This is a genomic window from Acidovorax sp. Root275 (genome assembly GCF_001428965.1).
In the GTDB taxonomy this organism is placed as follows: domain Bacteria; phylum Pseudomonadota; class Gammaproteobacteria; order Burkholderiales; family Burkholderiaceae_C; genus Acidovorax; species Acidovorax radicis.
Window position 1 is genome coordinate 816,864 of record NZ_LMJH01000001.1, and the last position, 20,741, is coordinate 837,604.

17 protein-coding genes are annotated in these 20,741 nt (G+C 65.2%); 6 read left to right on the forward strand and 11 right to left on the reverse strand.

Annotation, left to right across the window (positions count from 1 at the left end):
- Positions 1-9: 9 nt before the first annotated feature.
- The 8 genes from yjfF to ASE52_RS03810 all read right to left on the reverse strand — a co-directional run bounded on the left by yjfF (position 10) and on the right by ASE52_RS03810 (position 10,513).
- Entirely contained in the window at positions 10-1,044 is a 1,035-nt protein-coding gene (gene yjfF, locus ASE52_RS03775; RefSeq protein WP_057223913.1) for a galactofuranose ABC transporter, permease protein YjfF, read from the reverse strand.
- Entirely contained in the window at positions 1,041-2,093 is a 1,053-nt protein-coding gene (locus ASE52_RS03780) for an ABC transporter permease (RefSeq protein WP_010461382.1), read from the reverse strand. The genes yjfF and ASE52_RS03780 overlap by 4 nt, the downstream gene beginning before the upstream one ends.
- Positions 2,094-2,254: 161 nt before the next feature.
- The gene (locus ASE52_RS03785; protein ID WP_057223915.1) at positions 2,255-3,793 is read right to left on the reverse strand and encodes a sugar ABC transporter ATP-binding protein; all 1,539 of its coding nucleotides are present in this window, start codon (positions 3,791-3,793) and stop codon (positions 2,255-2,257) included.
- A gap of 4 nt (positions 3,794-3,797) precedes the next feature.
- A complete protein-coding gene (gene mmsB / locus ASE52_RS03790) occupies positions 3,798-5,027 on the reverse strand; it encodes a multiple monosaccharide ABC transporter permease (protein ID WP_057223917.1) in 1,230 nt (409 codons plus the stop codon).
- Between the two features lie 5 nt (positions 5,028-5,032).
- On the reverse strand, positions 5,033-6,676 hold the full coding sequence (gene mmsA / locus ASE52_RS03795) for a multiple monosaccharide ABC transporter ATP-binding protein (RefSeq protein WP_057223919.1): 1,644 nt from the start codon (positions 6,674-6,676) through the stop codon (positions 5,033-5,035).
- Positions 6,677-6,814: 138 nt separating this feature from the next.
- Positions 6,815-7,885, reverse strand: a complete 1,071-nt coding sequence (chvE, locus tag ASE52_RS03800) for a multiple monosaccharide ABC transporter substrate-binding protein (protein ID WP_010461390.1) — start codon at positions 7,883-7,885, stop codon at positions 6,815-6,817.
- A gap of 138 nt (positions 7,886-8,023) precedes the next feature.
- On the reverse strand, positions 8,024-8,989 hold the full coding sequence (locus ASE52_RS03805) for an ABC transporter substrate-binding protein (protein ID WP_010461392.1): 966 nt from the start codon (positions 8,987-8,989) through the stop codon (positions 8,024-8,026).
- Positions 8,990-9,061: 72 nt separating this feature from the next.
- Entirely contained in the window at positions 9,062-10,513 is a 1,452-nt protein-coding gene (locus tag ASE52_RS03810; protein ID WP_057223922.1) for an aldehyde dehydrogenase family protein, read from the reverse strand.
- A gap of 105 nt (positions 10,514-10,618) precedes the next feature.
- Here ASE52_RS03810 and ASE52_RS03815 point away from each other — a divergent pair, with 105 nt between their 5' ends.
- Entirely contained in the window at positions 10,619-11,581 is a 963-nt protein-coding gene (locus ASE52_RS03815; RefSeq protein WP_057223924.1) for a LysR family transcriptional regulator, read from the forward strand.
- 1,052 nt (positions 11,582-12,633) lie between these two features.
- Here the strand turns inward: ASE52_RS03815 and ASE52_RS03820 are convergent.
- On the reverse strand, positions 12,634-13,467 hold the full coding sequence (locus ASE52_RS03820; RefSeq protein WP_057223926.1) for an SDR family oxidoreductase: 834 nt from the start codon (positions 13,465-13,467) through the stop codon (positions 12,634-12,636).
- A 121-nt stretch (positions 13,468-13,588) separates the two neighbouring features.
- Between ASE52_RS03820 and ASE52_RS03825 the strand changes: the two genes are divergently transcribed.
- Together ASE52_RS03825 and ASE52_RS03830 are read left to right on the forward strand one after the other, a co-directional pair.
- Positions 13,589-14,536 (forward strand): SMP-30/gluconolactonase/LRE family protein, encoded by a 948-nt coding sequence (locus ASE52_RS03825; protein ID WP_140426128.1) that lies wholly within the window; start codon positions 13,589-13,591, stop codon positions 14,534-14,536.
- Positions 14,537-14,644: 108 nt separating this feature from the next.
- Entirely contained in the window at positions 14,645-15,592 is a 948-nt protein-coding gene (locus ASE52_RS03830; protein ID WP_057223929.1) for an aldose 1-epimerase, read from the forward strand.
- 116 nt (positions 15,593-15,708) lie between these two features.
- Here the strand turns inward: ASE52_RS03830 and ASE52_RS03835 are convergent, their stop codons facing one another.
- Positions 15,709-16,143: a DUF1801 domain-containing protein gene (locus ASE52_RS03835; RefSeq protein WP_057223931.1), complete on the reverse strand. Its 435-nt coding sequence runs from the start codon at positions 16,141-16,143 to the stop codon at positions 15,709-15,711.
- Positions 16,140-16,601 carry an SRPBCC domain-containing protein gene (locus tag ASE52_RS03840; protein ID WP_057223933.1) on the reverse strand — a complete coding sequence of 154 codons (462 nt, stop codon included), beginning with the start codon at positions 16,599-16,601 and terminating at the stop codon, positions 16,140-16,142. The genes ASE52_RS03835 and ASE52_RS03840 overlap by 4 nt, the downstream gene beginning before the upstream one ends.
- Before the next feature lie 244 nt (positions 16,602-16,845).
- Between ASE52_RS03840 and ASE52_RS03845 the strand changes: the two genes are divergently transcribed.
- The 3 genes from ASE52_RS03845 (at position 16,846) to ASE52_RS03855 (ending at position 20,675) form a co-directional block, all read left to right on the forward strand.
- Positions 16,846-18,699: a midcut-by-XrtH protein gene (locus ASE52_RS03845; RefSeq protein WP_057223935.1), complete on the forward strand. Its 1,854-nt coding sequence runs from the start codon at positions 16,846-16,848 to the stop codon at positions 18,697-18,699.
- Positions 18,700-19,005: 306 nt separating this feature from the next.
- The gene (locus tag ASE52_RS03850; protein WP_057223936.1) at positions 19,006-20,142 is read left to right on the forward strand and encodes a GGDEF domain-containing protein; all 1,137 of its coding nucleotides are present in this window, start codon (positions 19,006-19,008) and stop codon (positions 20,140-20,142) included.
- Positions 20,143-20,306: 164 nt separating this feature from the next.
- The gene (locus tag ASE52_RS03855; RefSeq protein WP_057223939.1) at positions 20,307-20,675 is read left to right on the forward strand and encodes a hypothetical protein; all 369 of its coding nucleotides are present in this window, start codon (positions 20,307-20,309) and stop codon (positions 20,673-20,675) included.
- The last annotated feature ends 66 nt before the right edge of the window (positions 20,676-20,741 follow it).

Consider the following 20,741-nt stretch of genomic DNA (forward strand, 5'->3'; position numbering starts at 1 on the left):
GAAAGAAGGTCAGGACCGCTTGGCGGCGCGGCGTGTGAGCAGGCGCTGCAGCAGGCAAAAAACAAACAGCAGCACGCCGACGACGATGCGCGTCCACCACGAGCTGAGCGTTCCGTCGAACGAGATCAGGGTCTGGATGATTCCGAGCATGAGCACGCCAAACAGCGTGCCGGCCACATAGCCCACGCCGCCCGTGAGCAACGTGCCGCCGATCACCACGGCGGCGATGGCGTCGAGCTCCATGCCCACGGCGTGCAGGCCGTAGCCCGAGAGCATGTAGAACGTAAACACCACGCCCGCCAGGGCAGAGCAAAAGCCCGAGAGCGTGTACACGCCGATGACCGTGGCGCGCACGGGCAGGCCCATGAGCACGGCGGAGTTCTCGCTGCCGCCCACGGCATACACCGCGCGGCCAAACGGCGTGCAGTGCGCGATGAACAGGGCGGCCAACAGCACCGCGATTGCGATCAGCGCGCCGAGGGACAGCGAAGCGCCTTCCCACAACTCCAGCCGCCATTGCGACAGCTCGGAATACGCTTCGTTGGTGATGCTGATCGAGTCGATGCTGATGAGGTAGCACAGCCCGCGTGCAAGGAACATGCCGGCCAGCGTCACGATGAAGGGCTGCAGCTTGAAGCGCTCGATCAGGACGCCCATGAACGCGCCGAACAGCGTGCCCATCAGCAGCACGACCGGCACGGCCACCAGCGGGCTCCAGCCTTTGTGCTCCACCAGCGCGGCGAGCACCATGGTGGTCAGCGCCACCACCGAGCCCACCGACAGGTCGATGCCACCCGACAGGATGACAAACGTCATGCCCACCGCCACGATGATGAGGAAGGCGTTGTCAATCAGCAGGTTGAGGAACACCTGGGCCGAGAAGAAACCGGTGTACATCACCGAGCCCAGCGTGGCCATGGCCACAAAGAGCGAAATGGTGGCGGCGAGCGGCAGGTACTTGGGGTTCCACCGGGCGCGCGCTGCGCCCGGCTGAGGCGCCACCTCGGCGGCAGCGCCGAAAGAAGTCTTGGGCACGGCGCTCATGACACGGCTCCTGCGCCCGGGCGGCGTGCGATGGCGCCAATCTGCGCGCGGAACTCTGGCGACTGCAGCAGCATCACGATGAACACCACCACCGCCTTGACCACCAGGTTGACCTCGGGCGGTACGCCCAGCGAATAGATGGCGTACGTCAGCGTCTGGATGATGAGCGCACCGATCACGCTGCCGACTAGGCTGAATCGCCCGCCGGTCAGGGCGGTGCCGCCCAGTGTCACGGCCAGGATGGCGTCAAGCTCCAGCAGCTGGCCGGCGTTGTTGCCGTCGGCGCTTTTCACGTTGGAGCTGATCAACAGCCCCGCGATGCCCGCGCACACGCCGCAGAAGACGTAGGCCGCTACGGTCAGGCGGCCCGCCTGCACGCCCGCCACGCGCGCCGCCGTGGGGTTGATGCCCACCGCCTGCACGAACAGGCCCAGCGCCGTGCGCGTGACGGCCAGGTACAGCACGGCAAACACGGCCGCCACGATGAACAGCGAGAACGGCAGACCGGCCAGGTACCCGCCGCCGATGAAGAAGTAGGGCGTGTAGTAGATGGTGATGATCTGCCCGTCGGTGATCAGCTGGGCGATGCCCCGGCCAGCCACCATGAGGATCAGCGTGGCAATGATGGGTTGCATGCCCACGCGCGCCACCAGCACGCCGTTCCACAACCCGCAGAGCAGGGCCACACCAAGGGCGCCAAGGATGGCCACGGGCAGCGGAAAGCGGCTTTCTGTGCCCGATACCGAGCCGCCGATCATCCAGGCCGCCACGGCAGCGGCAATGGCCACGACGGCACCTACCGAGATATCGATGCCGCGCGTGGCGATCACCATCGTCATGCCCAGCGACACCAGCACCAGCGGCGCGGCGCGGTTGAGGATGTCGATCAGACTGCCGTACAGGTGCCCGTCGCGCCATTCGATGTGCAAGAAGCTGGCGTTGAAGGCCGTGTTGACGGCCAGCAGGAGCAGCAGCGTGATGATGGGCCACGCCAGGCGGTGGCGCATCAGCGCTGCAAAAGGGGAAGGGGTATTGCGTTCGTCAGACATACAAGTCATTCATGGCGTAGCGCACGACACTGGCGCGGCCTAGGCCAGGGCGGCCGCGCAAGGGCCGCCCCGCCGCGCTGGCTGCGTCCCCCTGTCCGCAGCGCGTAGCGATGCGAGAGCGGGGGGAAGACGCGAAGCGGCTCAGGGGGGTGTTCTCTATTTCAAGCATGTTGTTCAGCGGCGATCAGTTCGTAGACGGCGTCTTCGGTACTGCCAGCGGGCAGCTCGCCGACCTTGCGGCGGTCGCGGAGCACGACGATGCGGTGGGATACGCGCACCACCTCGCTCATCTCGGATGAGATGAACAGCACGGCCATGCCGGCCTGGGCCAGTCGCAGGATCTGCTCCATGATTTCCTGCTTGGCCGCCACGTCGATGCCCCGGGTGGGCTCGTCCAGGATCAACAGGCGCGGCTCGATGGCCATCCAGCGCGCGAGGATGGCCTTTTGCTGGTTGCCGCCCGACAGCAGGCCGATGGGGGTGTCCACGCTGGCGGTCTTGATGCCCAGCAGCTGCACGTAGCGGTCGGCAATGGCCGTCTGCTCGGCGCGGGAGAGGAACTTGCCCACGCCCATGCGCGCCTGCAGCGCCAGCGCAATGTTCTCGCGCACCGACAGTTCGGCGACGATGCCGTCGGTCTTGCGCTCTTCGGGGCACAGGGCCAGGCCCTGGCGAATCGCATCCATGGGGTTGGAGAAGCTCACAGCTTTGCCGTCGATGCGCAGCATGCCGCGGTCAGGCTGCTCCAGCCCGAAGAGCAGGCGCGCCAGTTCGGTGCGGCCCGCGCCCAGCAGGCCTGCGAGTCCAACGACTTCGCCTGCTCGGATCTGTAGGTCCAGCGGTTGCAACTGTCCGGTCTGCCCCAGGCCTTCGGTTTGCAGCAGCGCGGTATCCGACGCGTTCGCCGGGGGCGGCGGCGATGTCTGCGCGGCCTGTGCGGCCAGGTCGCGGCCCAGCATGGCGGCGATCAAGGCTTGGGGCCCCAGGTCTTTGACAGGCCATTCGCCCACCCAGCTGCCGTTGCGCAGCACGGTGATGCGGTCCGACACGGCATACACCTGGTTCAAAAAGTGCGTCACGAAAACGATGGACAAGCCCTCGCCACGCAGACGGCGCAGCACCTCGAAGAGTTTTTGCACCTCGTCGTCGTCCAGGCTGGAGGTGGGCTCGTCCAGGATCAGCACGCGCGCTTCGATGCTGAGTGCGCGGGCAATGGCCACCAGCTGCTGCACGGCCACGGGGTAGTCCGACAGCAGGCGCGTCACATCAATGGACAGGCCGATGCGCTCCACCAGCTCGCGCGAGCGCTGGTGCATCTGCGCCCAGTCGATGCGAAAGCCCTGCGCGATGCCGCAACGCGGATAGCGGCCTGCAAAGATGTTCTCGGCCACCGAGAGGTTGGGGCAGAGGTTGACCTCCTGGTACACGGTGCTGATGCCAAGGCGCTGCGCGGCCAGGGGCGAATCGGGCCACACCGGCTCGCCGCCCAGTTGCATCTGGCCGCCGCTGGGCTTGATCACACCCGTGAGCACCTTGATGAGCGTGGACTTGCCCGCGCCGTTCTGCCCCATCAGCGCATGGATCTCGCCGGGGTACAGGCGCAGCTGCACATCGCGCAGCACGGGGATGCCCGCAAACTGCTTGTGAATGCCCGCGAGTTCGAGCACGGGGGCAGGGGTGTGAGCGGTGGCCGCGTCCATGGGATCAGGCTTTGTTCTTGTTGTAAACGTCGACCAGCACGGCAGCCAGCAGCACCACGCCCTTGATGACTTGCTGGTAGTCGATGCCGATGCCCAGGATCGACATGCCGTTGTTCATCACGCCCATCACAAAGGCGCCGATGACAGCACCCATCACCTTGCCCACACCGCCCGAGGCCGAGGCGCCGCCGATGAAGCAGGCCGCGATGACATCGAGCTCGAAGCCCAGGCCCGCCTTGGGCGTGGCGGTGTTCAGGCGCGCTGCAAACACCAAGCCTGCCAGCGCGGCCAACACGCCCATGTTGACGAAGGCATAGAACGACAGTCGTTCGGTCTTGATGCCCGAGAGCTTGGCCGCCTTTTCGTTGCCGCCCATGGCGTAGATGCGCCGGCCGATGGTGGTGCGGCTGGTGATGAAGTCGAACAGCACGATCAGCAGCGCCATCACGATGAGCACGTTGGGCAGGCCCTTGTACGAAGCGAGCAGATAGCTGAAGTAGATGAGCAGCGCTGCAAATACTGCGTTGCGCGCCACGAAGAAGGCGGTGGGCTCCACGTGCACACCGTGGCGCAGCCGGTTGGCCCGGGCCCGGATGCCTGCCACCACCAGCGCTGCGGCCACGGCCACGCCCAGCAGCAGCGACGTGAGCTTGATGCCTTCCACGCTGAACAGGTCGGGCATGAAGCCCGAGCTCAGCATCTGAAACGCCTCTGGGAAGGGGCCGACCGATTGCCCGGCCAGCAGCGCCAGCGCCAGACCCTTGAACACCAGCATGCCGGCCAGCGTGACGATGAACGAAGGAATCCGCGAGAACGCCACAAACCAGCCCTGCACCGCGCCAATGAGGCCGCCGCACAGCAGGCAAGCCAGCGTGGCGGGCACGAAGTGCCACTGGTACTGCACCATCAGCACCGCGGCCAGCGCGCCGATGAAGCCGCACACGGACCCCACCGACAGGTCGATGTGCCCGGCCACGATCACCAGCAGCATGCCCAGCGCCATGATGACGATGTAGCTGTTTTGCAGCACCAGGTTGGTGAGGTTGAGCGGCTGCATCAGCGTGCCGTCCGTCATGTACTGGAAGAAGCCCATGATGGCGACCAGCGTGATCAACATGCCGTACTCGCGCAGGTTGTGCTTGGCGTGGTCCAGCAACGAACGGGTGGGGCGGGCCGCTGCACCCATTGCAGGCGCAGCCGAGGCCGTGGGGGAGGGATTGGTCATCTGGCTCATGGTTGTTATGCGTTGCGCTGGTTGCTGTTCGATGCGTCCACACTGGCGCTGCCCAGACCAGGGCCGCCGTGCAAGGGCCGCCCCGCCGCACGGGCGGCGTTCCCCTTGGGGGGGATGGCGCGAAGCGCCTCAGGGGGGGCATTTACTATGACGCGCATGATCTTTTCCTGCGTTGCCTCGGCGGTGGGCATCTCGGCGACAAAGCGGCCTTCGTTCATCACGTACAGGCGGTCGGTGATGCCCAGCAGCTCGGGCATTTCTGAAGAGATCACGATCACGCACTTGCCCTCGGCCGCCAGCTGGGCTATGAGGGTGTAGATCTCGTACTTGGCGCCCACGTCAATGCCGCGCGTAGGCTCGTCGAGGATCAGCACCTCGGGGTTGGTAAAGAGCCATTTGCTCAGCACCACTTTTTGCTGGTTGCCGCCCGAGAGGTTCAGCGTTTTCTGGTCCACGCCCGAGCAGCGGATGCGCAGCTTCTCGCGGTAGTCCTGCGCCACGCGGTGCTCGCGGCCGCTGTCGATCACGGCGGCCGTGGAGACGCCACCCAGGTTGGCCAGCGACACATTGAACTGGATGTCTTCGCTCAGCACCAACCCGTTGCCCTTGCGGTCTTCAGTCACGTAGGCCAAGCCATGGGCCACGGCCTTCTCTACCGTGCCCACGTCGATGGGGCGGCCGTGCAGCAGCACCTGGCCACCGATGCGCTCGCCCCAGGAGCGGCCAAAGATGCTCATGGCCAGCTCGGTGCGGCCTGCGCCCATCAGCCCGGCAATGCCCACGATCTCGCCTTTGCGGACCTGCAGGTTGATGTTTTTGATAAAGGCGCGCTCGGGGCGCTGCGGGTGGTATGCGTTCCAGTCGCGCACCTCAAACACCGTCTCGCCGATGCACGGCTCGCGCGGGGGGTAGCGGTCGGCCATCTCGCGGCCGACCATGGCCTTGATCACGCGGTCTTCGCTCACGGGCGCTGCGCGGCAGTCCATCGTCTCGACGGTGCTGCCGTCGCGCAACACGGTGATGGAGTCCGCTACGCGCGAGATCTCGTTGAGCTTGTGCGAGATCAGGATGCAGGTGATTCCCTGGGCCTTGAGCTCCAGCAGCAAATCCAACAGCGCCTGGCTGTCGTTTTCGTTCAGGCTGGCGGTGGGCTCGTCCAGGATCAACAGGCGCACCTGGCGTGACAGCGCCTTGGCGATCTCCACCAGTTGCTGCTTGCCCACGCCCAGGTGGGTGATCAGTGTTTCGGGCGATTCGCGCAGGCCCACCTTGTGCAGCAGTGCTTGCGTTTTGCTGTGCGCCGCCATCCAGTCGATGACGCCGTACTGCGCGGTCTCGTTGCCCAGGAAGATGTTTTCGGCGATGGAGAGCAGAGGCACCAGGGCCAGCTCCTGGTGGATGATGATCACACCCAGGTGCTCGCTGTCGCGGATGCCGCCGAACTGGCGTTCCTCGCCGTCATAGACGATCTCGCCGCTGTAGCTGCCGTGCGGGTACACGCCGGAGAGCACCTTCATCAGCGTGGACTTGCCCGCGCCGTTCTCGCCGACAATTGCGTGGATTTCACCCGCCTTCACGCGCAGGTTCACTTGGTTCAGTGCCACCACACCAGGGAATGTTTTGCGGATATTCCGCATTTCAAGAAGCATGGTCTCGGAGTCTCTTGGCGGGCCATCGGCCCATCGTCGCGTCTGTTGCACGGCCGCCTGCAAGGCCTGTGGGGTGCACTTGCAGGCGGCCAGTCCCACGCCGCTTCGGGAGCGGCTTGGAGCTTCTTACCTACCTACTTACTTGACCTGCGATTCCTTGTAGTAGCCGCTGCCTACCAGGATGGAGTTCCAGTTGGAGGCATCCACCGACACGGGTTTGAGCAGGTACGAGGGCACCACCTTCACGCCGTTGTTGTAGGTCTTGGTGTCGTTGATTTCGGGCTGCTTGCCCGACAAGGTGGCGTCCACCATGTTGGCGGCGACCTTGGCCAGCTCGCGCGTGTCCTTGAACACGGTGGAGTACTGCTCGCCCTTCAAGATGGACTTGACCGAGGGCACTTCGGCGTCCTGGCCGCTGACCACGGGGCAGGGCTGCTGGGCCGTGCAGTAACCGACGCCCTTCAGGGACGACAGGATGCCGATGGACAGACCGTCATACGGCGACAGCACCGCGTGGACCTTGTCCTTGCCGTAGTAGGCTGACAGCAGGTTGTCCATGCGCGCCTGGGCCACCGAGCCATCCCAGCGCAGCGTGCCCACCTTGTTCATGCCGGTCTGCTTGCTGCGCACCACAAGCTTGCCGCTGTCGATGTACGGTTGCAGCACGCTCATGGCGCCGTCGTAGAAGAAGAAGGCGTTGTTGTCGTCGGGCGAGCCGCCGAAGAGTTCGATGTTGAACGGGCCCTTGCCTTGCTTGAGGCCGAGCTTGTCGACGATGGAAGTGGCCTGGAGCACACCCACCTGGAAGTTGTCGAACGTGGCGTAGTAGTCCACGTTCTTGGAGCCCTTGATCAGGCGGTCATAGGCGATGACCTTGACGCCCTTGTCCGCAGCACTTTGCAGCACGCGCGAGAGGGTGGTGCCGTCGATGGAAGCAATCACCAGCACCTTGGCGCCCTTGGTGATCATGTTCTCGATCTGTGCGAGCTGGTTCGGGATGTCGTCGTCGGCGTACTGCAGATCGGTCTTGTAGCCGCGCTCCTTGAGCACCTTGACCATGTTGTCGCCGTCGGCGATCCAGCGCGACGAGGACTTGGTGGGCATCGAGATGCCGATGCTGCCCTTGTCCTGCGCCAGTAGCAGGGGCGATGCGCCCATGGCGGAAAGGGCCACAGTGGCCAGCACGGTCTTGAAAATTGCACGCTTCATTGAAGTGTCTCCAGGTGTTGTTGTGTTTTTGCGCTTGCGCGCGCCAGGGTTTTTTTTTGAAACTGACGCTCATCCAACCAGAGCCGCCAGGCAGCGAAGTGGGCTTTCCTTCTGCACGCGCTGGCGGCTCAATGGCTGTTAGTACTTCCGGTTCGGAAACTCTTTGGCAGCCACTTCCATCGGGAAGATGCCTTCTTCGGTCACGATGCGCTTTTGCACCGCCTTGCCGGCCTTGATGTCCTTGACCGCGCTCATCAGTTGCGGGCCCAGCAGGGGGCTGCACTCCACGCTCACGTTGAGCTTGCCGGCGATCATGGCTTCGAAGGCGCCCTTGACCGCATCGATGGAGATGATGGTGATGTCCTTGGCGGGCTTGAGGCCCGCTTCCTCGATGGCCTGGATCGCGCCGATGGCCATGTCGTCGTTGTGCGCGTACAGCACGTTGATCTTCTTGCCCTCGGCCTTCAGGAAGGCTTCCATCACTTCCTTGCCCTTGGCGCGGGTGAAGTCGCCGGTCTGCGAGCGCAGGATCTTGAACTTGGGGTCGGCCTTGATGACTTCTTCAAAGCCCTTCTTGCGGTCGATGGCGGGGGCGGAGCCCACGGTGCCTTGCAGTTCGACGATGTTGACCTCGCCCTTTTGGTCCTTCATCTTCTCAACCAGCCAGCGGCCGGCCTTGCGGCCTTCTTCCACAAAGTCCGATCCCATGAAGGTGACGTACAGCGAGGTGTCCTTGGTGTTCACCGCACGGTCGGTCAGCACCACGGGGATCTTGGCGGCCTTAGCTTCGCGCAGCACGGGCTCCCAGCCCGACTCGACTACCGGCGAGAACGCAATCACGTCCACCTTCTGGGCGATGAACGAGCGGATGGCCTTGATCTGGTTTTCCTGCTTTTGCTGGGCGTCCGAGAATTTCAACTCAATCCCGGCCTCCTTGGCGGCGGACTTGATCGACTCGGTATTGGCGGTGCGCCACTCGCTCTCGGCCCCCACCTGGCTGAAACCCAGCACGATGGGCTTTTGGGCCCATGCAGCTGCGGGGAGCAGTGCGGCCACGGGCGCGCAAGCAAGGGCTGCGGCAACAGTGCGGCGGTTCAATTTCATCATCTTGTCTCCTGTCTTTAATGGTTGGTTGACGATGGGTTGCGGGATCGGTGACTGGGGAGAGGCTGGGGCTCAGGCCAGCATGTAGCCTGTCTTGACGGTGGTGTAGAACTCGGCAGCGTAGCGGCCCTGTTCGCGCGGGCCATGGCTCGACTCCTTGCGGCCGCCAAAGGGCACGTGGAAGTCCACACCCGCCGTGGGCAGGTTCACCATGGTCATGCCCACCACGGCGTGGCGCTTGAAGTGCATGGCGTGCTTGAGCGATGTGGTGCAGATGCCTGCACACAGGCCAAACGGCGTGTCGTTGGCCAGGGCCAGCGCGTGTTCGTAGTCGTCCGCGCGCAGCACGCAGGCCACCGGGCCAAAAACTTCTTCGCGCGCAATGCGGTGCTCGGGGCGGGCCAGGAACAGCGCCGGGCTCATGTAGTGGCCGGGTGTGGCGCGCTCCAGGCGCTCGCCGCCCCATACGTGCTCGGCGCCTTCATTGCGAGCAATCTCCACGTAACCCAGGTTCTGCTCCAGCTGGCTGCTGTCCACCACCGGGCCCATTTCGGTGCCACGCTCCAGCGCGTGGCCCACCTTCAGGCTGACCAGCCGCTGGCGCAGCCGGGCCACAAAAGCGTCGTGCACGCTGGATTCCACAATCAGGCGGCTCGATGCCGTGCAGCGCTGGCCGGTGGAGAAGTACGAGCCCTGCAGTGCGCAGTCGATGGCCTGGTCCATGTCGGCGTCGGCCAGCACGATGAGCGGGTTCTTGCCCCCCATCTCCAGCTGCACCTTGGCGCGGCGTTGACTGGCGGCGCGCAGGATGCGGTCGCCCGTGGCCACCGAGCCCGTGAAGCTCAGCGCGTTGACCAGCGGGTGGTCCACCAGCGTCTGCCCCACCTCGCGGCCACTGCCCATGATGAGGTTGAATGCGCCAGCGGGCAGGCCGCTGCGGCTGATGATCTCGGCCAGCGCCCAGCCACAGGCGGGTACCAGCTCGGCGGGCTTGAAGACCACCGTGTTGCCGTAGGCCAGCGCCGGGGCGATCTTCCAGGCCGGGATGGCAAAGGGGAAGTTCCACGGCGCGATGATGCCCACCACGCCCACGGGTTCGCGGGTCACGTCCACCTGCACGCCCTGGCGCACCGATGCCATCAGTTCGCCCGGGATGCGCAGCGCCTCACCAGCAAAGAACTTGAAGATCTGCCCGCTGCGGGCAACTTCGGCCACGGCTTCGGGCAGGGTCTTGCCTTCTTCGCGAGCCAGCAGCATGCCCAGCTCGTCCTTGCGGGCCAGCAGCTCGGTTCCGATCATGTCCAGCACATCGGCGCGGCGCTGTGGCGTGCTTTGGCTCCAGTAGGGCAGGGCGTCCGTGGCGGCGCGCACGGCCAGTTCGGTCTGGTTGCGGTCGGCCCGGGCGTATTCGGCCACCACTTCACGGGTGTCCGAAGGATTGGTGCTGACGCCTGTGGTGGTGCCGATCTCCCAGCGGCCATTGATCAGGTGCCGGGGGTTCTGCTGCATGTCGCCGAACTTCATGGAGGCCTTTGTAACTATTGCGGCGAAGTCTATGGATGATTTTGATATCAATCCAATCATTTTTTAGACAAAATACATATCTATCCCTGCATTCTGGAAAACCCCATGAGCACCTACAACCACTGGTTCATCCGCGCCCGCCTCAAGACGCGCCAACTGCTCCTGTTGGTGGCCTTGGCCGAGGAGGGCAACATCCACCGCGCGGCCCAGGTGCTCAGCATGACCCAGCCCGCGGCGTCCAAGCTGCTCAAGGATCTGGAGGATGTGCTGGAGGTCCCGCTGTTCGAGCGCCTGCCGCGCGGCATGCGGCCCACCTGGTACGGCGAGACCATGATCCGCCACGCCCGCATGGCCCTGGCCAGCCTGAACCAGGCGCACGACGAGATCGGCGCGCTCAAGACCGGGCACTATGGCCAGGTGGGCATCGGCGCCATCACGTCGCCCGGCCTGACCCTGTTGCCCGCAGCGGTGGCCCTGGTCAAGCAAGAGCACCCCACGCTGCGCATTTCCCTCGATATCGAAACCAGCCCGGTGCTGCTGGAGCGGCTGGACCAGGGCAAGCTCGACATCGTGATCGGCCGCCTGTTTGCCGAGCACGACAAGAGCAACCTGCGCTATGAATCGCTGACGGAAGAAATGGTGTGCGCCGTCACGCGCCCGGGCCACCCGTTGTCGAGCATGGGTGGGTTGACGCTGCGCGACGTGCTGTCGGCCAGCTGGATCGTGCCGCCCGCGGGCAGCGTGCTGCGGCACCGGTTTGACCTGATGTTCCAGCAAGACGGCCTGGCGCCGCCGATCCACACGGTGGAGACCTCGGCGCTGTTGTTCATCACGCGGATGCTGCAGCAGAGCGACATGATCGCGGTGCTGGGCGCAGATGTGTCCCACTACTACGCGGCACACGGGATCGTGACCGTGTTGCCGCTGGAGATGCCGTGCCATATGGACGCGTTCGGGATCATCACGCGGTCGGACAGGCTGTTGTCGCCGGCTGCGAAGGTGATGATGAAGGCGTTGAAGCAGTCGAGTCTGGTGCAGTATGGGCGGAGGTTAGAGGCGGGAGATTGAGGGGTGGGGTTTAGGTAAAAATGGGCTATAGCGCTTGTCTGGTAATCGCTGGTAGCTATTGTTTTTGTAGTGGCTGAGTTTTTACCTGCCGTTCGAGCCCGTCAAAGCCAAGGTGAACTGCCCTCCACCCGTTCGGGCTGAGCTTGTCGAAGCCTAGGCGTGCTGGTTTGAAAGGCGTGCTTGTGTTGAGGGCGGAGGCCGGGAGTCGCCCGGCATGCGAGTAACTTTCTTTCGCGTCGCCGAAAGAAAGTCACCAAAGAAAGGGCGACCCCCAGTCTGCGACCCCTTCGCGTTGCGAAGGGGCGACCTGCGGCGGGGCGGTTGCGGGGTGCGCCGTGGAACTCGCTTTGCGCTGGCGCGCGCCGCTCGGACAGCCACGGCGAGTCAGTTAACGAGGCATTGGCGCTCCGACGCCCATGCTCACCCCGCAACCGCCCCGCCGCAGGCGCAGCCAGCAGGGGGTTGGGCAGCCGAACAGCCACACGGGCCATTGCTTCGCTCGGCCTCGCGGTCGCGGCGCGAAGCGCTCGCGCGTTCGGGGCCGAGCGAAGCAACGGCCCGTGCGGATGTCCGCTTCCGGGTTCCCTTCAGGATGCGCCGAGGAGCGCAGCGGCCAGCGGATCAGGGCTCGCGATTGTCTGAGCGCAACGCAGTGAAGCGAGTTCGAGCGAGACCCCGCTGGACGCGAGCACCGCAGGTTTCCCCGCCCGCACGCAGGGCGGGTGGGGACGCAGGCTGTAGGGTCGCCTTTTCTTTGGTGACTTTCTTTTGGCGACCCAAAAGAAAGTTACTGCGCCGCCGGGCGCACACCCCGGCTCCCGCCCTCGGCACAGGCATGCAACCAACCCAGCGCACGTGCCCCGGCTTCGACAAGCTCAGCCCGAACGGGTGAAGTGGAGCTCAGGCTTCAACAAGCTCAGGCTCATAAGTGGGGTAGTGCTCAGGCTTCGATCACTTCAGCCCGACCGGATAGAGAAGCCGCAAACACTACAAAAACAATAGCTATCAGCGCAATTCAGACAAGCGCTACAGCCCATTTCAATTCAAAAACCTCAAACCCACCCCGCATCCACCTTGAACTCCTGCGCCGTACACATCGCCCCATCATCCGACGCCAAAAACAGCACCATCCGCGCAATGTCATGCGGCCTCAGCTTGTCCGGCAAGCACTGATTGCGCGCAATCTCTTCCTCCCCCGCCGCATCGAGCCACAGCTTGATCTGCCGCTCCGTCATCACCCAGCCGGGCGACACGGTGTTGATGCGGATGCGGTCCTGCCCCAGCGTCTTGGCCAGCCCGCGCGTGAGGCCGTTCACCGAAGACTTGGCGATCGCATAGCAGGGGTAGCCCGTGCCCTTGCCCTGCCAGCCGGTGGAGCCCAGGTTGACCACCGAGCCGCCGCCCAGCTTGCGCATGCCGGGCACCACGGACTGGATGGCGAAGAAGGCCGGGCGTTCGTTGATGGCCATGCGCTCGTCGTAGTAGGCGGGCGTGACGGATTCCAGCGTGTGGCGGTCGTCGCTGGCCACGTTGTTCACCAGCACCGAAAAGTCGCCCAGCTCGGCGGCGGCCTCGGCAATGCAGGCCTGCAGTGCCCCGATATCGCGCACATCGCAGGTGCGCCACCAGGGGCGCTCCATGCCGGCGTCGGCCAGTTGCTGCGCCAGGGCCTCGCTGGCCTCGCGGGCCACGTCCACAAAGGCTACGCGGGCGCCTTGTTCTGCAAACGCGGCCACGATGGCGGCGCCAATGCCGCTGCCGCCGCCGGTGATGAACACCGAGCGCCCGCGCAGGCTGGGAAAGCGCGACAAGCCCTGCGACCCTGCCGCCGTGGTGGTGCTGGAGGAGGAAGAGGAGGGGAGATACGTGTCGGAAGAATGTGACATATCAATATATATATCAATTGATGGTAAAAATATTCATTACAGGCATCAATTGGCGTTGATAAGATGCCGTCCGTCAAGTGCCTGGCAGCAGGCAAGTGCAAAAAAACTACCGGAGACAAGCGTGCACCACCTGGATAACCCCCTCCAACCGCTTGCGGGCGCTGCCTTTGCTACCCCCGTGGCCGGGGCCGTGCGCTGTGTGCAGGCGTTGGGCTGCGAACTGGGCGAAGGCCTGCTGTGGTCTGTGCGCGAACAGGCCCTGTACTGGGTGGACATCCTTGCATGCCACCTGCACCGGTGGGACCCCGCCAGCGGCGCGCTGCAGCGCTGGACCTTTGCCGAAGAAATCTCTGCCCTGGCCGAACGCGCCCAGGCACCGGGCCTCATCGTGACCCTGCGCCGGGGTTTTGCCCTGTTCGACCCAGCCACCGATGCCGCCCCCCGCTACCTGCACCAGCCCGAGCCCGAGCGCCCGGGCAACCGCTTCAACGACGGCAAGTGCGATGCGCAGGGCCGGTTCTGGGCGGGCTCCATGGACTTTGCCTGCGAGGCCCCCACCGGCGCGCTCTACCGCTACGACCCCGATGGACGCTGCACGCGCCACGACGACGGTTTTGCCGTGACCAATGGCCCCACCTGGTCTGGCACGGGGCAGGGCACGGCCATGTATTTCAACGCCACCATCGAAGGCAACACCTACCGCTACGACAGCGACCCCGCCACCGGCACGGTGTCGAACAAAACGCTGTGGAAACACTGGCTGCCCGAAGACGGCCTGCCCGATGGCATGACGACCGACGCCCAGGGCCGCGTGTGGATTGCGCACTGGGGCGGCTGGTGCGTCACCTGCCACGACCCCGTCACCGCCGCCGAGCTGGGCCGCGTGACCTTGCCGGTGAGCCAGGTCACCACCTGTGCCTTTGGCGGCGCCGACCTGCGCACGCTGTTCATCACTTCGGCGCGGGTGGGCCTCACCCCCGAGCAGCTCGCTGCCGAGCCCCTGGCCGGCGCGCTGTTTGCGGTGGACACCGACAGCCTGGGCCTGCCGGCCCATCCGTTTGGCGGCTGAGAGCCCTGCACCTGGCATTGCCTGTGTTCCTGCAGGCCCGTCAGCGTGCCGGACAGCCCCCGCCCATCCTGCCATTCCTTTTTTCAACCCTTTTCAGAAAGCCCACCCATGACCGAGGCCTCCCACCCCATCGTCTGGCTGCACCACGCCGGCCAGCATCTTGGCCTGGTGCCCTCGCTGGGCGGCAGCGTGGCTGCCTGGCAGATCGACGACCCGGAGGGTTCGCAGGCCCGCATCGACCTGTGGCGGCCGTGGGACGGCAAGACGCCGGACCTGTACCAGATGGCGTCCTTTGCCATGGTACCCTGGTCCAACCGCATCAGCGGCGGCGGGTTTGAGCACGCCGGGCAGTTCCACCCCATGCAGCCCAACCGCGCGGGCGAGCCCTATCCCATCCATGGCGACGGCTGGCTGCAGCCCTGGCAGATCACCCAGCCAGCGGCCGACACGCTGCAGATGACCTTGCGCTCGCAGCACTTCGACGGCAACCCGTACGACTACGAATGTGTGCAGACCTTCCGCCTGGTGGATGGCGGCCTCGACCAGTCGGTGCAGGTGCGCCACCTGGGGCCAGAGCCGCTGCCCTACGGCCTGGGCCTGCACCCCTGGTTTCCGCGCACGCCCGCCACGCGCATCACGGCCCCGGTGCAGGCCGTCTGGCTGTGCGGCAACGACCCGCTGCCCACCGAACTGACGCAGCATTTCCCCCCAGGTTGGGACCTGAATGCCGGTGCTTCGGCCCATGGCGGCCTGATCGACAACGCCTACACGGGCTGGGGCGGCACGGCGCAAATCGACTGGCCCGAGCGCGGACTGCACCTGACCGCCCACATGCCCGACTTTGCGCAAGACGGTGGCACCGCCCGGCACTACTGCCTGATCTACCGCCCACCCCAGGGCTCCGCCTTCTGTTTTGAACCCATCACCCAGCCCATCGACGCTTTCCACCAGCCCGGGCAGCCCGGCCTGCGCACCCTGGCGCAGGGGGAGGCGACGGCACTGAAGGTGCAGTGGCGCTACCGCAGCGGCGCGGGGGCAGCGGGTTCGGGTCAGTAGATTTTGATAAAAATCGGCCCTGGCGCTTGATGGGTAACGTTTGATTGCTATTGAAAAAGTAGCAATCAAGCCAGGCCATTTCGCGCAGACCTTTCGGGCCTGACTAACGGACCTGACTAATGGGCTGCCCCTGCAGCCCGCGCTGGTTTTGCCTTGGCCTTGGCACCCTCGGCATTCAAGGCCACCGCTGCACGGATCAGCGCCTTGAAGGCCTCCGCGTCCACGGTGTCCCCTTCGTGGATATCAATCGCGCGCCGGGCGTTGCCATCCAGGCTGGCGTTGAAGAGTTTTGCCGGGTCTGGCAATGAAGCACCTTTCAGAAAGGTCAGCTTCACCGCGGTCTTGTACGACTCGCCCGTGCACAGAATGCCGCCCAGCGACCACACGGGCGTGCCTTTCCACTTCCACTCCTCCACCACTTCGGGCGCCGCCTCGTGGATCAGCTGGCGCATGCGGCCCAGCACGGGCCCGCGCCAGTCCTGAAGGTGGGCGATGCGCTCGTCGATCAGCACCGATGCGGGCGGGCCTTCGGGGGGTTTCGCGATGCTCATGGGGTCTCCTTGTCGGTCAATGTGGCCAGCACCGCCTCCAGCCGGTCCAGATTCTGCTCATTGGCGGGGATGACCAGCTCGCGCAGCCTGGCCGCCAGTTCAGTGCTGGCAAATTCCTGTGCCCAGGCCAGGTGGGTGTGGTGTTCGCCGTGGGGGGCCAGCTCCACCGTCAGCGTGAACAGCGGCGCCATCACATGCTCGATCACGATCCGCGTGTCGGGCTCGATGGCGCGGAACACGTTCTCGTTGGGGTAGTGCGTGCCGTCCGGGCCGTGCATCACAAACACCCACCGCCCGCCCGGCGCAAAGTCAAACCGCTCGAACGTGTTGGTAAACCCCGCCGGCCCCCACCAGCGTGCCAGCAGCTCTGGCTGCCGGAAGGCGGCAAACACCTGGCTTGGGCTGGCGTGCAGCAGGCGTTGGGTGGCAAGGGTGGCGTCTGGATGGCGGCTGGGCATGGGCAACTCCCTGGGGTGATGCGGATGGGCTGGCAAATGGCGGCGTCGGGACGCAATGATGCCAGCCAGACATGGTTAGGAGCGTGCTGCAAGCGTGTTCAGCATGGGGCTTCATGCCCAGGCGCTGTATGGCTTGGGCGGTGCTCCGGGCCACCTCCACGCGCCACATCCGCTCCCGCTTCAGCGATTGTGATAATTTGCAACTATCTCGCCGCCATCCCAACCACCCCAGAGGCATCCACTGATGAACACCAAACCCGGAAGCACTGGCCTGTTGGCACTGCTGGCAATGCTGGTGGCCGCGCTGCCCTTTGCCGCCTCGGCCCAAACGATCTCCAGTGGTGCCCCTGCCGTGGCCAATGTACCGGTGGACAACCCGCTGGCGCTGGTCGCCTTGCTGGTGGCGGTTGCACTGGCCGGGTGGTGGTCGCTGCGCCACAGCCACGGTGTGCGGCGTGTGGTGTCGCTGCTGCTGGTGGCTGCGGTGGCGGGCCTGGCGGGGCAGGGGTCGGGCCTGATGGCGCAGGTTGTCAGCGCGTTCACCCATCCTGCTGGCGAGACCCTGCCCATCACCGTCAGCCCGATCACGGCCGGCGGCTTCACGGGCTTTCAGCCTGCGGACTTCAGCAATAGCTCAGGCGCTGCGCTGCGGATTGCAGCCATCGCCCCTCCCAATCTGGCCCAGTGTTTTGCCACCAACCCGGCCAACACCTTGCTGCCCCCCGGGCCGCCCACGCCATCGCCCCATCCCGCCTGCGGCGTGGGGGCCATGCTGGCCAACGGCGCCACCTGCCGGGTGGATGTCGAGGCCATCTGCCGCAGCCTCTATGCCTCTGGCGCCACGCTGACCGCCCTCAGCCCCAGCTCCGGCACCGCATCGGGCGGGGCCGGCGTCACGCTGACTGGCACCGGGTTCACCGGCGCCACCAGCGTCACGTTTGACGGGATGCCTGCAACCTCGGTCAACGTGGTCAACGCCACCACCATCACCGCCGTCACACCAGCGCACGCAGCCGGTACCGTCAATGTGGTGGTCATCACCCCGGGCGGGGCCGCCCAGCTGGCTGGTGGCTATACCTATCTCACCGCAGCCGTTCTGACCAGCAGCAGCCCCAGCTCCGGCACCGAATTGGGCGGGACTGCGGTGACGCTGACCGGAACCGGGCTGACCGGCGCCACCAGCGTCACCTTTGGCGGCGTGCCTGCAAACTCGGTCACCGTGGTCAACGCCACCACCATCACGGCCGTCACGCCCGCGCACGCCGTGGGTGTGGTGGACGTGGTGGTCACCACCCCCGCCGGGGCCGCCTCGCTGGTCAACGGCTATACCTATCTCACTGCAGTCGTGCCGAGCACACTGACCGCCATCGGCCCCAACTCCGGCACCGCATCGGGCGGGGTTGGCGTCACGCTGACCGGTACCGGGCTGACCGGCGCCACCAGCGTCACGTTTGACGGGGTGCCAGCAACGTCGGTCAACGTGATCAACTCCAGCACCATTACAGCCGTCACACCCGCACACGCGGTGGGTGTGGTGGACGTGGTGGTTAATACCCCCGCCGGGGCCGCCCAGCTGACCAACGGCTATACCTACCTTGCCACCGCTGTGGGGCAAAGCAGCGGGGGCGGCGTGATCGCGGTGATCAACGGCGGGTTGAACAACCTGATTGCGGCCACGGCAGACAACAACACCGGGATCGGGTGGGGTGGCTTCGGCACGGCCGTGGGGCCGGGTGCGCAAAGCGACACCGACGGCGCCAGCAACACCGCCGCCGTCGGAGCGACCCTGGGTGCGGGTGTTTATGCCGCACAACTGTGCAGCACCTACCAGGTCGATTCGCAAGGCAATACGCCCTGCCAGCCGGGCAACATCTGCTACAGCGACTGGTTCCTGCCCGCCCGCAACCAGCTCGCGGCGCTGTATACCAACAGGGTGGAGGTAGGCGGCTTCACCAACGCCCTCTATTGGAGCTCCACCGAGGGTTCGGCCTCGCCCACGACCGACGCATGGATCAATGATTTTTCCATCGGCAATCCGGTGACACTTCCCAAGACCCAAAACCTGCAGATGCGGTGCGTGCGCGCCTTCACGCCTTGAAGGGCAGGGCGCACGCCGCAGATGGCCATCGTTTTGAGTGGAATATGGCTCTAGCGCTTGAAGAATAAGCGCTATTTGCTATTAAATGGTGAGCAAACAACCCTGGGCAAATAAATGCAGAACCCCGGGTGGCCCCGGCCCGTGGTTCAACCGCTTGCTGCCCATTGAGCCTGCCCATACCCTCAACGTCATCCTTTGCAGCGCGTAGTTTGCAGGTGACGGTGCATGGCGTCCCTTCATGCTTTAACGCCCTGGCCTGCGCACCCCGTCCCCAAACCGGAACGATTCCGGCAAACTGGCACCACCATGAACGTGCTAGACCCGCGTACCGCCATCGTGTTGATCAGTGCCATGAGCGCGCTGATGGCCCTGGTGCTGTGGGCCCTCAAGCGCAGCTACCCGCCCAGCATCCAGGGCCCAGGCCGCTGGGCGCAGGCGCTGCTGATCATCGTGGTGGGCGGCGTCCTGGCGGCATCGCGCGGCCAGCTGCCTGAAATCCTCACCACGGCCGTACCCAATTTTCTGCTGAGCTGGGGCGTGTATGGCTTGTACGCAGGCACCCAGCGTTTTCATGGGGTGCGCCCGGCCACGTGGCGCTGGCTGGGCACCATTGCCGCCGTGGTGCTGGGCACCATGTGGTTTACCTGGGGCGACCCCAACTACGCCGCGCGCCTGCGTCTCATCACCGCACTCATGGCCGTGATGTTTGCGGTGCACGCCTGGTTCATCGTGCGGCAGGGCATGGGCAGCTTTTCGCGCTGGCTCACGGTGGGGGTGCTGGCCTACATCGCCGCGATTCAACTGGTGCGGCTTGCCACCACGTTCTTTCTGCCCACGGGCGACACCATCCTGAACGCCACGCCCCAGCATGCGCTGTTCATCGCCAGCTTTTCCGTGTCCATCCTGCTGTTTTCGGTGGGCGCCGTGCTGATGGCCGGCGACCGCCTGCGGGCCGAGCTGGAGTTGCTGGCCACCCGCGACTCGCTCACCAACACCCTGACCCGGCGCTACATGGACGAGGCCTGCGCCATCGAGCTGGAGCGCAGCCACCGCACCGGCCAACCCCTGGCCCTGCTGATGATGGACCTCGACCACTTCAAGTCCATCAACGACACCCACGGCCACCAGGCCGGCGACCGCGTACTGGTGGAGTTCGCCGCCAAGGTACAGCGCTGCCTGCGCAACAAGGACCTGCTGGGCCGCTTTGGCGGGGAGGAATTTGCGCTGCTGCTGCCCAACACCCCTCTGGACGCAGCCCTTCAAGTGGCCGAGCGCATCCGGGCCGCTTGCGCACCCCACGGCAAGGAGGTGGGCTGCACCGTCAGCATCGGCGTAACCCTGAGCCTGCCGCAGAACGACTCCATGGACAAACTGCTGGCGCGTGCAGATGCGGCGCTGTACCAGGCGAAGAACGCGGGGCGGAATCGGGTGGTGGCGGGGTGAGGGGGCTCTCTGACGAGGGGTTGTAGTGGGGCGCTTTCGGCCCGCAACGGCCCATGGAGGAAATCCGGCCGATGATTTCCCAGCAGCGGTTGTTGTCATCCGCGCTTCGTCGTTGAACGCGTACTATCGGCCACAACCGGCCGTTCGCACGACCCGTTAAATGTATGAAGAAATCCACTCGCGCATTCATCGAGGTGCTGGCCAACTCACCAGTTCTGAAGCCAGTCTTGTACGAGGCTGATGAGAGTTGGACGCCGCAAGAGCCGCCGGAGACGACGCTGTTGTCGAGCTTCGTCGATCGGTTGTTGGACGTCTCAAAGAATCCAGCTGCCGCTGAGACACGGCGAGCGATCTTGCTGGTTGAGACCGCGATGGAGAGCGGGGATATTGCTTTGGTGACGATAGTGGCCACAGGGTTCATCGAAGGGCTAGTCGCCTCAGCCAGTGAACTGGGCGTGCTCCCGCAGTTTCTTGCCGCACTTGGCCCATCGTCGCGGCGCCATGCAGATGCCTGGCTGGAGTTCAAGGGCTGAAGCCGGCCACAAGCTGCCGGTGGTGAGTCGTGAGAGCGGCCGCTCAGAGAAATGAGCTAGCGGCCC

Bases quoted from the DNA above. Each gene is read 5' to 3' on its own strand.
- ASE52_RS03810 (WP_057223922.1), bottom strand. From the start codon at position 10,513: ATGAAGTTCGGCGACATGCAGCAGAACCCCCGGCACCTGATCAATGGC.
- ASE52_RS03840 (WP_057223933.1), bottom strand. From the start codon at position 16,601: ATGCCCAGCCGCCATCCAGACGCCACCCTTGCCACCCAACGCCTGCTG.
- ASE52_RS03830 (WP_057223929.1), top strand. From the start codon at position 14,645: ATGACCGAGGCCTCCCACCCCATCGTCTGGCTGCACCACGCCGGCCAG.
- ASE52_RS03845 (WP_057223935.1), top strand. From the start codon at position 16,846: ATGAACACCAAACCCGGAAGCACTGGCCTGTTGGCACTGCTGGCAATG.
- chvE (WP_010461390.1), bottom strand. From the start codon at position 7,885: ATGAAGCGTGCAATTTTCAAGACCGTGCTGGCCACTGTGGCCCTTTCC.
- mmsB (WP_057223917.1), bottom strand. From the start codon at position 5,027: ATGAGCCAGATGACCAATCCCTCCCCCACGGCCTCGGCTGCGCCTGCA.
- ASE52_RS03815 (WP_057223924.1), top strand. From the start codon at position 10,619: ATGAGCACCTACAACCACTGGTTCATCCGCGCCCGCCTCAAGACGCGC.
- ASE52_RS03855 (WP_057223939.1), top strand. From the start codon at position 20,307: ATGAAGAAATCCACTCGCGCATTCATCGAGGTGCTGGCCAACTCACCA.
- ASE52_RS03835 (WP_057223931.1), bottom strand. From the start codon at position 16,143: ATGAGCATCGCGAAACCCCCCGAAGGCCCGCCCGCATCGGTGCTGATC.
- yjfF (WP_057223913.1), bottom strand. From the start codon at position 1,044: ATGAGCGCCGTGCCCAAGACTTCTTTCGGCGCTGCCGCCGAGGTGGCG.
- ASE52_RS03820 (WP_057223926.1), bottom strand. From the start codon at position 13,467: ATGTCACATTCTTCCGACACGTATCTCCCCTCCTCTTCCTCCTCCAGC.
- ASE52_RS03785 (WP_057223915.1), bottom strand. From the start codon at position 3,793: ATGGACGCGGCCACCGCTCACACCCCTGCCCCCGTGCTCGAACTCGCG.
- ASE52_RS03805 (WP_010461392.1), bottom strand. From the start codon at position 8,989: ATGAAATTGAACCGCCGCACTGTTGCCGCAGCCCTTGCTTGCGCGCCC.
- ASE52_RS03780 (WP_010461382.1), bottom strand. From the start codon at position 2,093: ATGTCTGACGAACGCAATACCCCTTCCCCTTTTGCAGCGCTGATGCGC.
- mmsA (WP_057223919.1), bottom strand. From the start codon at position 6,676: ATGCTTCTTGAAATGCGGAATATCCGCAAAACATTCCCTGGTGTGGTG.
- ASE52_RS03850 (WP_057223936.1), top strand. From the start codon at position 19,006: ATGAACGTGCTAGACCCGCGTACCGCCATCGTGTTGATCAGTGCCATG.